Origin of the sequence: Kribbella sp. NPDC056861, from assembly GCF_040687575.1 — a bacterium.
In the GTDB taxonomy this organism is placed as follows: domain Bacteria; phylum Actinomycetota; class Actinomycetes; order Propionibacteriales; family Kribbellaceae; genus Kribbella.
In genome coordinates this window covers 694,186-707,303 of the sequence record NZ_JBFBNQ010000004.1, presented here as the reverse complement: position 1 = coordinate 707,303, position 13,118 = coordinate 694,186, and the positions used below count along the sequence as shown (strand labels likewise).

Sequence of the window (13,118 nt, the reverse complement as noted above, 5' to 3'; positions counted from 1 at the left end):
GGATAACTTCCGCGGCGTTCGGCGGAACTCCGCGATGCTTGGTCGGGTGATCGAAGAACTTGCGAATCTCCTGGCCGCGACACCCGCCACTCCTCCGACCGCTGGACGCGCGCCGGACAGCCGGCGCTACGAGGTGATCGACGGCCGGATGGTGGTCACCGGCGTCCAACCACCCGCCCACCAAGCGGCGGTGGTCGCTCTGATGGTGCTGCTGAAACAAGCGTGCCCCTCGGACCTGCTGGTCTCCGTCGACTCGCTCGACTTCCGCCCGACGCTTCGCCACTCGCTGCGCCCCGACATCCTCGTCACGTCGCGGGCCGAGGCAGGCCCGGTCTACGTGCAGCACGCAGTACTGGCTGTCGAGGTGCTCTCCCCCACCACCCGAGCGACCGACGTCGTGACGAAACGCGAGCTGTACGCCGCGCATGGGATTCCGTCGTACTGGTTGGTGGATCCGGCAGCCCAGGAGCTCACGGTGCTGCAGCTGGAGGACGGGCACTATGTCTGCGAGGCGGTGATCCAAGGCGAAGAGGTCTTCACCACCATGCAGCCGTTCGCTGTCAGGCTCACCCCGTCCGCGCTGATGGGATGAGCCGGGGCAGCACCCGGGCAGTCGAGGGCAGATCGCCAGAACGGCCCCGGCGACCGACTGGCAGGCACCATGCTGGTCACGTGACACCGAAGGAGGCACCATGGAACTCGTGCAGCACATCGAGCCGAACACCTTCACGCTGGCCGATCTCGACGCGCTACCGGACGACGGCAGTCAGTACGAACTCGTCGACGGGATCTATCTGGTGACCCCGTCGCCCAGCCTGCTCCATCAGATGGCAGCCGGCGAGATTCACTACGCGCTGCGCCGGGTGTGTCCGCCGCAGTTCCGGGTCCTCGAGGCACCGATGGACTACAGGCCCACTTCTTCCAGCTCCCTACAGCCTGATGTCATGGTCGCGAGCCGCGCCGACGCCGGACCGCAGGCGCTCACCCTTCCCTTGCTGCTCGCCGTGGAGATCCTCTCGCCCGCGACCCGGTCCAAGGACCTGGTCCTCAAGCGAAACCTCTACCAGGAAGCAGGCGTCGCCTCGTACTGGATCTTCGATCCTGAGGTTGAGGTGCTGACCGTGCTGGAGCTGGAGGACGGGCGGTACGTCGAGCGGGCTGTGGTGAAGGGGGACGAGGTCTTCGAGACCGAGTTGCCTTTTGCCGTGCGGATCGTGCCTGCGGAGCTGATCGGGTAGTTGGTCAGTTGTTCAGGAGGGTGATCAGTTCGGTGCGGTCGGGCAGGTTTTCGGGGTGTACTACGTCGCCGGTGCGGACGTAGTAGAAGGCGGCGCCGACTTGGGTGACCGGGATGCCGAGGAGTTCGGCCCAGGCGACTCGGTAGATGGCCAGCTGGAGGGGGTCGGCGGTTTCGCTGCGGCTGGTTTTCCAGTCGATGACGTCGTAGCCGCGGGAGCCGTCGGGGCGGATCACCTGGTAGACGGCGTCGATCCGGCCGCGGACCATCCGGCCGCCGATCGCGAGGGCGAACGGCGCCTCGATCTCGTACGGCATCTGCTCGCCGTACGGGCCGACCCGGAAGGCGTCCATCAGTTCGGTCAGGTCGGTGTCGTCGACGATGCCCTCGTCGGCCGCTCCCGGGAGGTCGTCGGGGTCCAGCAGGAACTGCTGGCCGAAGTAGCTCTCCACCCAGGCGTGGAAGCGGGTGCCGAAGCGGGCCGCCCGGTTGGGTTTGCGCGGCATCGGGCGGGCCAGGTCGGCGGCCAGGCCGTCCGGGTCCTTCGCCAGCCGCATCACCTGGGTCGCCGACAGCGAGGACGGCAGCTCCACGTCGTACGCCTTCCGGCTGCGGCTTTCCCTTGCCTCTGACAACAAGCGTTCCAGCTCGGAGTCCCAGCGCGCGACGGTCGCCTGCTCGTCCAGCAGCAGCGAGTCCTCGGCGTCCTGCGACGGGCCTTCCGTGCGCGACAGCTCCACCAGCGCGACCGATTCGAGCCGGCGCTGGTACCCCGCTTCGTCGTACGGCGCCGGCCAGGGTGCGAGCTTCTGCTCGGCGAGCTCCGGGTTCTCCGCGTCGACCTCGGGTTGCTCCGCCCAGGCGATGACCCGCTCCCCCGCGTGCTTCTTCAGCATCTCCAAGTACGACGAAGGCCCGCGCGGGCGCTTCTGCGTCGGCCCCCACCAATGCCCGGTCGCGACCAGGATCTCCTTCGCCCGGGTGAAGGCGACGTACCCGAGTCGCCTCTCCTCCAGCGAGTTGACCTCCTTGCACTCGTCGGCGAAGGCCTTCAGCCCGGCGTTCGACAGGTCGTGGAAGGTGGGCAGCGTGTCGGCGTCACCGCGCAGCGGCCACGGCAGCACCTTCGCGTTGGTAGTCCACTTGTCGCGGCCGCGGTCCGACGGGAACACCTTGTTCACCAGGGTCGGCACGAACACGACAGGCCACTCAAGCCCCTTCGACCGGTGCGTGGTCAGCAGCTTCACCGAATCCGCCTCACTCGGTACTGCGAGGTCGAGGCCGGCCGCGTACTCCTCTTCGGCCGCCAGATAAGCCAGCAACCCGTCCAGCGACCCACTCGACTCGGTCGAGACAAAGTTGCCGACGGCATCCAAGAACGCGGCCAGGTGATCGCGCCGGCCGGAGTCGACGTGATCCGGGGTCGCGGTCAGCTCGACGTCGAGGCCGATCGTGCTGATCACCCGGCGGACCAGGTCGAGCAGCGGCTCACTCGCGTGCGCGCGCAGGTCCCGCAGCTCGGTCGACAGCTCCTTGAACCGCTCGAGCGCCTCCGGCGAATAACCCCAACCTGTCGGGCCTGGATCGTCGACGGCCTCGGCCAGCGAGATGACCTCGGTCGAGTCCATCCCGGCCACCGCGGCGTCGAGCGCCGCGACGAGATCGTCGGCGGCCGGCCGATCACCGGCATCGGCGAGCGAGCGGGAACGGTTGGCGAGCAAGGCAAGATCGCGGTGACCGATCCGGTACCGCGGGCCGGTCAGGATGCGCAGCATCGCGGCGTTCGCGGTCAGGTCGTTGACCGCTTGCAGAGTGGCGACGACATCCACGACCTCGGGCAGCGCGAGCAGTCCGCCGAGGCCGACCACCTCGACCGGGACCTTGCGGGAGATCAGCGCCTCGTGCACCGCGCTCAGGTCGACGTTGGTGCGCATCAGGATGCCGATGTCCTTCCATCGGCGGTTCGGGGTCTTGTGGGCGGCGACGATCGCGTCCGCGACCCACTCGATCTCCTGCGAACGCGTCTCGAAGAGCCCGACCGTGATCGCGCCCTCGGGTGCCTCGGGCGGCGCCTCCAGCGGGATGACGCCGGGGTGCTGCTCGTACAGCTCGGCGGCGTGCTGGTTGGCGGCCGCGAGGATCCTGCTGCCGCAGCGCCGGTTGATGCTGAGGACGTAGCGATGGGCCGAAGTACCGTCTGCGTTCTTGAAGTGTTCGGGGAACTCGTCGAGGTTGGCGACCGAGGCGCCCCGCCAGCCGTAGATCGCCTGGCAGGGGTCGCCGACCGCCGTCACCGGGTGGCCGTGCTCGCCGAACAGGGCGGTCAGCATCCGCCGCTGCGAGACCGAGGTGTCCTGGTACTCGTCGAGCAGCACGACCTTGTACCGCGCTCGCTCGATCACGGCGACTTCCGGGCACTCCTCGGCCAGCCGCGCGCCGAGCGCCATCTGGTCTGCGAAGTCGACGACGCCCCGCTCGACCTTGTAGGCCTGGTACTCCTGCACGAGTTGCAGGATCTCGCCCCGCTTCAACGCGGTCTCGGCGAGCTTCTTCACCTCGACCGTCTGCTTGCGCGCGGCGGCGACCTCGGCTCGCACAGCCTCGTCATGAGCCCGTACTTCGTTGGCGCCCAGCAGGTGGTCAGCGAGCTCACCGTCGAGCGACAGCAGGCTGTTGACCAGGGTCGGCACGTGGTGGGACGCGAATCGGATCGGCCCGTTGGACTTGCGCACGACGCGTCCGGCGAGCTGGAACCTGGTCGCGTCGGCGAGCACCCGGACGTCGGGCTCGAGGCCGAGTCGCAGCCCGTGCTCGGAGATCAGCGTGCCGGCGAAGGCGTGGTACGTCGAAACTACCGGCTCGCCGGGCTCTTCGGGCTCCCAGTTGGGGACGTTGCTACGCAGATGCGCGGCGAGGATCGGGTGCTGGTCCTTCGGCAGGGTCGAGCCGAGCACCCCGGCTTTGGTGAGGTCCTCGCGGATCTTGACGTCGAGCTCGTTGGCAGCCTTCTTGGTGAAGGTGAGGCCGAGAACTTCTTCTGGTTGCACCTGGCCGGTGCAGATCAGCCAGACGACACGGGCTGCCATCGCGGTCGTCTTGCCGGATCCTGCGCCGGCGACGATGACGCCTGGTGCCAGGGGTGCGGTGATTGCTTGGAGTTGCTGGTCGCTGAAGGGGATGCCGAGGAGGTCGCAGAGGTCGGCTGTTGTTTCCAGTTTGGCGCGCATTACAGACCTCTTCCCCAGCCGCCGCCGCTGACCAGGAAGCCGACCAGGCCGGAGCCGCCGTTGCCTACTCCGCAGACGCCGGCGCCGGTTTTCGTACGCGCCGGGGTGGGTGCCGAGGTGAGCTGACCGTTGGTGGCCGGCTCTGTTGAGTCGGCAAACCCATTGCTGGTCGGCAAGGCGAGGGCTGGGGTTACAGAAACAACCGCATCAGCTGAGACGGCGGGTGGGGGCTGGGTGGTGGGCATCAGACGATCTCCCGGCCTTCGGGCTGGATGGGGCACAGGCCGCGGACGTCACAGCGGTCGCAGCCGGGGTTGCGTTTGGCGATGAACTCCTCGGAGCGGACCATCGCCTCGGCGTCCTCGACGGCTTCGTCCAGCCAGGTGCGGCCGTCCTCGTCGGGCTCCAGCGGGGCCTGGCCCTGGACCTTCGGGAGGCCGATGTCGTCGTGCCGCAACTGGACCAGCTCGGCGCCGCCGCTGCGGGGCTCCTCGCCGAGCTTCTTCATCTGCCGGGACTCGATCGCGCGCTGGTAGATCGCCAGCTGGACGTGCCGCTCGAGCGCCGGCTTGGTCGGCACGTTGCGGCCGGTCTTCAGGTCGATCACCCGGATGCCGCCGTCGCCGTCCTGTTCCAGCCGGTCCATCCGGCCCTTCACCCGGACCGCGGGCTTCTCCTCGTCCGGCAGCAGTACGTCGAACTCCACCTCGGTGCCGAGCAGCGTCCGGTCCGGCCGGCCCTTGTGCCATGCGACGAACCGCCGCAGCGCCAGTTCCGCCTCGACCCGCTCGCGATCGGAGATCCATGAGGACTCGAACTCGAGCTGCGTCCACACCTTGTCGAGCCAGCCGTTCAGCTCGTCGATCTCGGGCGGCAGCGTCCCGGTCGCGACCGCGTCGGCCAGCGTGTGCAGCACCATGCCGAAGCCGATCGCCGAAGTACTCGGTGTCTCGCCGCCCGCGCGACGCTGCAGGAACCAGCGCAGCGGGCAGTCGACGATCGTTGTCAGTGCGCTGCCGGACAACGGCACCGGCAGCTCGGGATCCGTGATCGGGCGCTCCGACTTGGTCCGCTCGCGCACACCCCACCAGCGTTGCGGATCGGCCGTCGGGACCAGCGCGTACTCCCGGTCGTCGACGGCGTCGGCCAGGTGCGCCAGGCGATCCGCTGCGACCCGCTTCAGGGCAGGCGACGACGCCGGATCGGCCAGTACGCACCGAAGGTCGGCGACCAGACCGTGCAGTGACAGCGGCCGACGCGGCCTTCCCGCGACCAGCTTCAAAGGAATGTCCAGCTCGGCAAGCAAGCGCGAGGGCTGATCGCCGTCAGCCTCAGGCGCCTGTACTGCGGTGACGATCAACCGCTCGCGGGCTCTGGTGATCGCGACATAGAACAGCCGCCTCTCCTCGGCCAGCAAAGCGCCCGCCGACAGCGGCTCGACCAGACCGTCCGGCCCCAACCGGTCCGGCTCCAGCAGCGAGCCGCGCCGACGCAGGTCGGGCCATGGCCCCTCTTGCACACTCGCCACCACGACCAGCCGCCACTGCAGTCCCTTCGACCGGTGCGCGGTCATCAGCTGCACCCCGGCCTCGCGGTACGTCGCGTCGAACCGGTTGTCGGCCGCGATGTCCAACGCCTCCAGCTCGGCCAGGAACGTCGACACACCCTTGAAGCCGATCTGCTCCTCGGCCCGGCTGGCCGCGTCGAACAGCGAGCAGAGCGAGTCGAGGTCACGGTTCGCCGTCCGGGCGACCTCGCCGCCGCTGTTCGCCTGGCCGCGGAGCCGGCGCAGCCACGGCGACTCCGACCACAGCGACCACATCACCTCGTCGGGCGCCGCTCCCGCGGTCACGATATTCCTTGCCTTGAGCAACCTCTCGCCGAGGGCGACGAACCGCGCCTCGGCCGGCGAGGCCTGCTCGTCCAGCAGCAGCGGGTTCATCAACGCCTCGCGGAGCAGGTCGTCGGACGATCGCGGCAGCCGCTGACCACCCGCGGCCTCGCGATCGCGCTTACGCAGTACGCGGGCGAGTCGGCGGAGTTGCCCGGCGTCCATCGCGCCCAGCGGGGACAACGCCAAAGCCCGTACTACGTCGACGGTCAGCGTCACCGGATCAGCGACGGCTCGCAACGCCAGCAGCATCGGCCGCACGGCAGGCTCGCGGGACAACGGCAACTCGTCGCCGGCGACGTCGACCGGGATGCCGGCCGCGGCGAGCGCGCGACGCAGCGGCGGGATCGACCAGCTGCCGGACCTGACCAGCACCGCCATCTCGTGCCAGCCGACGCCGTCTTGCACGTGCGCGCGGCGGAGGATGTCGGCGATGTGCTCCAGCTCGGCGCCGCTGGTCGAGTACAGGTTGGCCTCGACCTTGCCGGGGCCGTAGACGCAGGAGCTCGCGTCGGGATTGCGGAACCGGTCGAAGGTGTCGCGATCGAGGGTGCCGGGGACGCCGAGGCGGTTGACCACGTTGCGGGAGACGCGTTGCAGCGTCGACCCGAACCGGCGGGTCGTCGCGAGCGCGATCTGGGCTGCCTCGGCGCCGTCCGCAGTACGGAACTCGTCGGTGAAACGGAGCAGGCCGCGGACGTCGGCGCCGCGGAACGTGTAGATGGACTGGTCCGGGTCGCCGACCACGACCAGGTCGCGGCCGTCGCCGGCGATCGCCTGCAGCAGCTTGGTCTGGCCGGGGTCGGTGTCCTGGTACTCGTCGACGAAGACGGCCTTGAACTCGTCCCGCAGCCTGGCCTGGACGTGCGGTTGCTGGGCCAGGATGACCGCGCGATGGATCAGTTCGGAGTAGTCCAGCACCTGCTCGTGGTCGAGGATCTGCAGGTACTCCTCGAAGAAGTCGCCGACCGCGATCCACTCCGGCCGGCTCGCCGAGTGCCCGATCGCGGACAGGTCCTCCGGGTCGAGGCCTAGCTGGCGCGCCTTGCCGATGACGGCCTGCACCTCCTCGGTGAAGCCGCGGGTCTTGAGCGCGGGATGCAGGCTCGACGGCCACTTGGTCACGCCGACCTCGCGACTGCCGCCGAGCGACTCGCTCAGTCGCAGGGTCTGCTCGGGGCCGGACGGAAGCCGCAGCGGTACGTCGAACGCGTCGGCCGGGGTGAACCGGCGCAGCAACGCGTAGCAGAACGAGTGGAACGTCATCGACGGCATCACCCGCGTCGTCCGGCCGAGCCGCGCGGTGATCCGGTCGCGCAGCTCGGTCGCGGCCTTGCGCCCGAAGGTCAGCACGAGCACCTGGTCAGGGCTCAGCCCGCGATTGCCGACCCGATCGACGACCGCCTCGACCAGGGTCGTCGTCTTGCCCGTCCCCGGCCCGGCGAGCACCAGCAACGGGCCGCCGGGATGATCCACCACCGACTGCTGATCAGCGTCCAGCACCGGCGCCTCGGTGACGCGGGCTTCGTGCCCGTCACCTCGCACCAAGCGATACCTGGAACCCGTTCTGCTGACCATCTCCCTATCCCATCAGACCCCGCCGACAATCTCCGACGACACCCGCCGCGCCCCCGAATCCCTCCCAGCATCCGGACACCTGCGGAGTACTGCGTAGGTCAGCTGAGGACCTTGGAGTAGAAGACTTCGGCGTACTCGTCTTCCTTGTGCGGTTCGCTTTCGAGGTACCCGTGCTTCAGGTAGAGCGCTCGCGCCTCGGTGAGATCGAGGCGGGTGTCGAGCAGGATCCGGGCAGCGCCGAGCGCACGAGCGGTGCGGTCGATGGCGGCCAGGATCGCGGCGCCGCCGCCAGTACCGCGGACCGAAGGCTTTACGTAGAGCCGAGCCAGCTCGGCGGTGCGGTTGGGTTGCAACCGGAGCCCGGCACAGGCGGCCGGCTTCCCGTCGTACATGCCGAGCAGGAAGACCCCGGTCGGCGGCGCCAGATCATCACTCGGCGCACCAGCCAGCCCGGACTCGATCTCCTCCGTCGTCGCGGGGCGACCTTGGTGGAACTGGTAGTACCGGTCGGCCACGTCTACGTAGTACTCCCGCAAAAGCTCCTGCGACTCGACTGTGTGTACTCCGGCCACTTCTACGAACCACTCCTCGACTGCCACGCCCTGCAGTGTGCCAGTGATCACCGACAGTGCTACTTGGTTTCCCGAAAGCTGGAAGAATTCGGATGGTTCGGCTGTTTCGATTGATTCGGATAGACTCTGGGTGAGAGGAGTTGACTCATGGACGTCAGCAAGGGCATCAGGACCACGGGCGCGGCAGGCCGTAAGCACGTACTGGCCGGTGATCAGCCGACGAGGATCAAAGCCGCTGCGTCCGGTACGCCGAAGTCGGCCGCAGGTAAGTCCGCAGCGGCCGCCAAACTCCGCAAGAAGCCGATGCGGCGACCGAGACATGGGACGCCCTCCCGAGGACGCGGCACGCTTCACGAAGCCGACATGGTGAGGCCGGTTGCCCCGTCGAGCCAGGCCCCCCTCCGGGACCTCGTCACCAAACAAGGTCTCAAGGTCACGATCGACCTGGGCAAGCGCAGCGTGACGGTGGCCTGCGAGTCCCTGGACACGATGCGCCTGCTAATCGCCACGCTCGACGCCTGTCCGGATGGCCAACTTGTCAGTGATCAGCGAACCACCGAGCTCACCAGCCAGGAAGCCGCTGATCTGCTCAACGTGTCGCGGCCGTACGTCGTGAAGCTCGCCCGTGAGGGCCGGATCGCTCACCGGCTGGTCGGGAATCGCCACCGTTTCCTGCTGTCAGACGTTCTGGCCTACGAACGAGGTCAGCGGCTGGAGCGCGAGCAGGCGCTGACCGCACTGGCACCTGACGACGGCTACGTCGACGGGGACTTCTGACCGATGGCGATACCGCGCCCGGACCGCCCGGTAGGCGTCCTGGATGCGTGCGTGCTGATACCGGCCGGCCTGCGGGACGTGCTGCTCTCCTGCGCCCACGAGTCTGCGTTCCGTCCGGTCTGGCAAGACGAGATCCTCGACGAAGTCCTGCGCAACACGGTGCGCCTGCTGAAGGATCGCTCCGGAGTGTCTGAGGAGGCCGCGACCGCCTCAGCGGCGTACACGCTCGAGCAGATGGCCCGCGCATTTCCTGATGCCTGCCAGGCCAGTGAGACATGGGTGCCGTTGGTACCGGAGCTCAGCTGTGACGACAAGGACCGGCATGTGCTGGCTGTCGCGCTCGGCGCGAAGGCCACGCATCTGGTGACGGACAACGCCCGCGATTTCCCACCGGTCTCCGTGCCGCGAGGGCTGGCAGTCGTCTCGCCCGACCGGTTCCTGCTGGAACTGCTGGCGGCGGTTCCCGACCAGGTCGTGGACGCGGTGGAGGGGATGTCGGACCGGTTGAAGCAGCCAAGGAAGACGAGCGCGGAACTCGCGGAGCAGATGGCGAAGGGACGTCATATCCCCGAGTTCGGCGACAAGCTGGGCAGGATCCTCGCGGAATGCGCCAGTTGACTCGCTAGGTCTGCTCGACCTTTGCTACTCCTCTGGGTCCCAGCGGTTCTGGCGGAGGTTGACTTTGCCGTTGGTCACGCGGACGCCGTCGCCGCGGAGGAGTTCGAGTTGGGTGTCGCCTACCTCGTCGGCGGGGACGCCGCTGGCGCGGATGACGCGCCACCAGGGGACGCCGCCGCCGTACTCGCGCATGATCGCACCGACCTGCCGCGGGCCGCCTTGGCCGACGTACGCGGCGATGTCGCCGTACGTCGCCACGCTGCCTGGCGGAATCGACTCGACCGCCACCAGCACGGCCTCCACGTACTCCTCCCGATCCACAGCCCTACGTTATCCGGGCGGGCCGACAGATTGTGTAGCAGTTGGCGATGGCTCCATTTGGGTCGGTAGCCCACAGACATCCAACAGATGTGGTGAGCGACTGGGTGCCCGCCTCGTCCTGAGAACAGCAGGTCTGGCCCGCCAGGCAGCGCCTGCGCCGCCGGCACCTTCCTCACCACCGCGGCGGCGGGCACTGTCTGTTGCTCTTGTCTGTTGCTCTTTGAGCCTTATGCGAGGGCTTTGGCCAGGGGTTCGAGGATGGTGGGTGGTGCGTCCAAAGGCAGGTTGAGGACCACCAGATCCACCCCCGCTTCCTCGTACGCCGCTGCGCTGGCGAGCGCCGAGTCGATGGCTTGCGCGAGCGGTTGGTCGGGGTCGATGCGGACGTTGACCGAGCAGGTGATCTCGGAGACGTCGCGGTCGAGGGTTTCGCAGTGGCCGACCAGGATGTCCTTGAGGGGCTTCCACTCCTCGGGGCTGGGGACGATCACGTTCCAGTGCTGGGCCCAGCGGGCGACGGCGCGGAGGGTGCGTTTGGGGCCTTTGCCGCCGATGGTGATGGGTGGGTGCGGGGTCTGGACGGGTTTCGGCTCGCAGTACGCGTCGGTGAGTTTGACGTACTGGCCGTCGAAGTTGGCGACCTGCTGGGTGAGCAGGGCGATCAGGGCCTCGGTGCCTTCGTCGAAGCGGTCGAAGCGTTCCTTCAGCGGTGGGAGTTCGATGCCGTAGGCGTCGCATTCCATCTGGTTCCAGCCGGCGCCGATGCCGAGCTCGAGGCGGCCGCCGGAGATGATGTCGGTGGTCGCGGCCATGTTGGCGAGGACGGCCGGGTGGCGGTAGATCATGCCGGTGACCTGGCAGCCGACCCGGATCCGCTTGGTCGCCTGGGACAGCGCGGCCAGGGTGGTCCAGGCTTCGAGGTTCGGGCCGGCCATGTCGCCGCTCAGCGGGTAGAAGTGGTCCCAGTGCCAGGCCGACTCGAAGACGTCGTACTCGTCGGCCGCGATCCACACGTCCCGCAGTTGCTGCCAGCTGGTGTGCTCGGGCCTGGTCTTGATCGCGAACCGCATCCGCCGCCTCCTCGGTAAGGGGTTTCCCAGTCGCAACCTACCCCAGGGCACGCGCAGCCGGACAGCGAGATCGGCGGCCGGACGGAAGACTGCGAAGTGCACAGCGGCGGGAGGAGGACCAGGTGGCTGAGCGAGGGGCGCGGGTGATCGCCGAGGAGACGTTCTGGCTGCGGATTCCGCCGCCGGTTCGCAGCGGGCTCTTGTTGGCACTGTTGTTCGGCTTCGCCGCCCTGCTCGGCCTGGCCGATTCCAACGGCACCAAGGCCAGCGACCAGTTCACCGGCAGCGTGCCGTGGACCGTCTGGCGGGGGATCGCCAGCGCCGCGCTGGTCACCTTCCTGGTGCTCGGCGTGCAGGCGACCCGGGTGCTCCAACACCCTGGCCGTTGGGGCATCGAGGCGGCGCCAAGCCGACGCAGGCGCTACCTGCTGAGCGCGGCGATGGGAGCGATCGCGCTGGCGGCGTACCGGCTGATCTCGCCGGCAACCGGCCCGGATCTACCAGTGCAGAACCTCAGTCTCCGGACGACGACAGTGCTGATCGGCGGCATGCTCGCCAGCGTCCCCTGGCTCACTGTCGTCTGGCTCGCGCACGCCGAGTGCCGCGATCTGGGCAAGGCGGTGACGCGTCGCCCGCAAGCACCGATCGACGAGTACGCCGCCGCGCTCCAGGACGAGCCCGGCGAGACGGTGCACTTCCGGCGTGCCGTCGAGCGGCTCCTGCAACTGTGGCAACTGCTGCTCGTCTGCGTCGGCGCCTTCACCGTCGGCGTGGTCGCCGCCGTCGCGACCTCAGGCGCGCTTCGGGGCGCCTTCGTCGCGGCGCATCCCGATCGCTCCGACGAGTTCCCGCCCGCGAACGTCCTGCTGTACGGCGCTTTCTTCGCGCTCGCGCTGTCGATCATCACCCTGCCGCTCGCCGCCTCCTGGCGTGCCCGCGCGCAGGAGCTGGTCGAGCACGGCTGCCCGCTCCCGGCCGACGGCAGGCCGACCGCGGAATGGGCCGAGGACCGCGCGCGACTGGAGACGCTCCTGCATCTCGACCTGTCGATCCTGCGCAATCCACTGACCGCCCTGAGCGTCCTGGCCCCGCTGCTGATCAGCGCTCTGGCCGCCTTCCTGCCACAAATCGCAGGCTGACTCACGCGCCGCGGCAAACCGGCGCACCCGGCCCATGGACGGCACTGAGCAGCGCGAAGATCTCGAAGACAACGCCCGAAACAGCTGTCGCGAACAGCACGACGACGATCACCTGCCGCTCCGCACCGAACCAACGGGCCAGCAAGAACAGCGCGGCCAGACCAACCAGCAAGCCGACAACAACCAGCACGTAGGCACTCACCGGCAAGCTGAGAGTCGCGTCGCAGGTGGAGCGGCGCCGGCGGTCCAGTTCGGCGCCGGCGTTGACGCAGGTCAGCGCCAGCACCACCCCGACCACGATCAGCCCGAAGACCAGCGCCCGCCGGCGCCAGTCGGCCGCTCCCCCCACGGAGCCGTCAGTCCAGGCCGAGCCGAGCCCGTACTTCGGGCCGCCGCAGCGGCGGCACCGTTTGCGGCGGCACCCGCCGGTCCGGCATCTCCTCCAGCAACGCCTCGGTGATCTTGGCGACCTCGGCGGCGGCGCGCTCGATCGGCCCCCGGGTGGTCGCGCTGAGCGAGCCGACACCGGTCACCTTGCGCACGTACTGCAACGCCGCCGCGTAGATCTCTTCCGAGGTCGCCGCCGGCTCAAGTCCACGAAGAACAGTGATGTTTCTGCACATACGAAAACAGTACGTGCCAGTGGGGACACTCTTTCAAGGTCTACGAGCTATTGACTCCCCTATGG

At 68.6% G+C, this 13,118-nt stretch carries 13 protein-coding genes; 5 read left to right on the top strand and 8 right to left on the bottom strand.

What is annotated here, in order from left to right:
* The first annotated feature begins 46 nt into the window (after nucleotides 1–46).
* Both AB0P21_RS22915 and AB0P21_RS22910 read left to right on the top strand, forming a co-directional pair.
* On the top strand, nucleotides 47–592 hold the full coding sequence (locus tag AB0P21_RS22915; protein ID WP_363699165.1) for a Uma2 family endonuclease: 546 nt from the start codon (nucleotides 47–49) through the stop codon (nucleotides 590–592).
* A 100-nt stretch (nucleotides 593–692) separates the two neighbouring features.
* Nucleotides 693–1,238 carry a Uma2 family endonuclease gene (locus tag AB0P21_RS22910; RefSeq protein ID WP_363699164.1) on the top strand — a complete coding sequence of 182 codons (546 nt, stop codon included), beginning with the start codon at nucleotides 693–695 and terminating at the stop codon, nucleotides 1,236–1,238.
* A gap of 4 nt (nucleotides 1,239–1,242) precedes the next feature.
* Here AB0P21_RS22910 and AB0P21_RS22905 read toward each other — a convergent pair whose 3' ends face one another.
* The 4 genes from AB0P21_RS22905 to AB0P21_RS22890 form a co-directional block, all read right to left on the bottom strand.
* Nucleotides 1,243–4,464 (bottom strand): ATP-dependent DNA helicase, encoded by a 3,222-nt coding sequence (locus AB0P21_RS22905; protein ID WP_363699163.1) that lies wholly within the window; start codon nucleotides 4,462–4,464, stop codon nucleotides 1,243–1,245.
* Nucleotides 4,464–4,709, bottom strand: a complete 246-nt coding sequence (locus AB0P21_RS22900) for a hypothetical protein (protein ID WP_363699162.1) — start codon at nucleotides 4,707–4,709, stop codon at nucleotides 4,464–4,466. The genes AB0P21_RS22905 and AB0P21_RS22900 overlap by 1 nt, the downstream gene beginning before the upstream one ends.
* The gene (locus AB0P21_RS22895) at nucleotides 4,709–7,933 is read right to left on the bottom strand and encodes an ATP-dependent DNA helicase (RefSeq protein WP_363699161.1); all 3,225 of its coding nucleotides are present in this window, start codon (nucleotides 7,931–7,933) and stop codon (nucleotides 4,709–4,711) included. Before AB0P21_RS22895 ends, AB0P21_RS22900 begins: the two co-directional genes overlap by 1 nt.
* A gap of 98 nt (nucleotides 7,934–8,031) precedes the next feature.
* A complete protein-coding gene (locus AB0P21_RS22890) occupies nucleotides 8,032–8,532 on the bottom strand; it encodes a GNAT family N-acetyltransferase (protein ID WP_363699160.1) in 501 nt (166 codons plus the stop codon).
* 120 nt (nucleotides 8,533–8,652) lie between these two features.
* Between AB0P21_RS22890 and AB0P21_RS22885 the strand changes: the two genes are divergently transcribed.
* The gene (locus AB0P21_RS22885; RefSeq protein ID WP_363699159.1) at nucleotides 8,653–9,282 is read left to right on the top strand and encodes a helix-turn-helix domain-containing protein; all 630 of its coding nucleotides are present in this window, start codon (nucleotides 8,653–8,655) and stop codon (nucleotides 9,280–9,282) included.
* A gap of 3 nt (nucleotides 9,283–9,285) precedes the next feature.
* Nucleotides 9,286–9,900: a PIN domain-containing protein gene (locus AB0P21_RS22880; RefSeq protein ID WP_363699158.1), complete on the top strand. Its 615-nt coding sequence runs from the start codon at nucleotides 9,286–9,288 to the stop codon at nucleotides 9,898–9,900.
* 24 nt (nucleotides 9,901–9,924) lie between these two features.
* On the opposite strand, the gene AB0P21_RS22875 is transcribed toward AB0P21_RS22880, so the two are convergent.
* Complete coding sequence (locus AB0P21_RS22875) at nucleotides 9,925–10,221, bottom strand: MGMT family protein (protein WP_363699157.1); 297 nt, start codon at nucleotides 10,219–10,221, stop codon at nucleotides 9,925–9,927.
* Between the two features lie 227 nt (nucleotides 10,222–10,448).
* Nucleotides 10,449–11,291: a TIGR03560 family F420-dependent LLM class oxidoreductase gene (locus AB0P21_RS22870; RefSeq protein WP_363699156.1), complete on the bottom strand. Its 843-nt coding sequence runs from the start codon at nucleotides 11,289–11,291 to the stop codon at nucleotides 10,449–10,451.
* A gap of 122 nt (nucleotides 11,292–11,413) precedes the next feature.
* Here AB0P21_RS22870 and AB0P21_RS22865 point away from each other — a divergent pair, with 122 nt between their 5' ends.
* The gene (locus AB0P21_RS22865) at nucleotides 11,414–12,430 is read left to right on the top strand and encodes a hypothetical protein (RefSeq protein ID WP_363699155.1); all 1,017 of its coding nucleotides are present in this window, start codon (nucleotides 11,414–11,416) and stop codon (nucleotides 12,428–12,430) included.
* 1 nt (nucleotide 12,431) lies between these two features.
* On the opposite strand, the gene AB0P21_RS22860 is transcribed toward AB0P21_RS22865, so the two are convergent.
* Together AB0P21_RS22860 and AB0P21_RS22855 are read right to left on the bottom strand one after the other, a co-directional pair.
* Nucleotides 12,432–12,779, bottom strand: coding sequence for a hypothetical protein (locus tag AB0P21_RS22860; protein WP_363699154.1), 348 nt, complete (start codon nucleotides 12,777–12,779; stop codon nucleotides 12,432–12,434).
* Nucleotides 12,780–12,786: 7 nt separating this feature from the next.
* Nucleotides 12,787–13,053: a DUF2277 domain-containing protein gene (locus AB0P21_RS22855; RefSeq protein ID WP_344115569.1), complete on the bottom strand. Its 267-nt coding sequence runs from the start codon at nucleotides 13,051–13,053 to the stop codon at nucleotides 12,787–12,789.
* Between the last annotated feature and the right edge of the window lie 65 nt (nucleotides 13,054–13,118).

What these genes read in the sequence shown, in the direction of transcription:
- AB0P21_RS22895 (WP_363699161.1), bottom strand. Translation starts at nt 7,933, where the DNA reads ATGGTCAGCAGAACGGGTTCCAGGTATCGCTTGGTGCGAGGTGACGGG.
- AB0P21_RS22870 (WP_363699156.1), bottom strand. Translation starts at nt 11,291, where the DNA reads ATGCGGTTCGCGATCAAGACCAGGCCCGAGCACACCAGCTGGCAGCAA.
- AB0P21_RS22910 (WP_363699164.1), top strand. Translation starts at nt 693, where the DNA reads ATGGAACTCGTGCAGCACATCGAGCCGAACACCTTCACGCTGGCCGAT.
- AB0P21_RS22880 (WP_363699158.1), top strand. Translation starts at nt 9,286, where the DNA reads ATGGCGATACCGCGCCCGGACCGCCCGGTAGGCGTCCTGGATGCGTGC.
- AB0P21_RS22885 (WP_363699159.1), top strand. Translation starts at nt 8,653, where the DNA reads ATGGACGTCAGCAAGGGCATCAGGACCACGGGCGCGGCAGGCCGTAAG.
- AB0P21_RS22900 (WP_363699162.1), bottom strand. Translation starts at nt 4,709, where the DNA reads ATGCCCACCACCCAGCCCCCACCCGCCGTCTCAGCTGATGCGGTTGTT.
- AB0P21_RS22855 (WP_344115569.1), bottom strand. Translation starts at nt 13,053, where the DNA reads ATGTGCAGAAACATCACTGTTCTTCGTGGACTTGAGCCGGCGGCGACC.
- AB0P21_RS22905 (WP_363699163.1), bottom strand. Translation starts at nt 4,464, where the DNA reads ATGCGCGCCAAACTGGAAACAACAGCCGACCTCTGCGACCTCCTCGGC.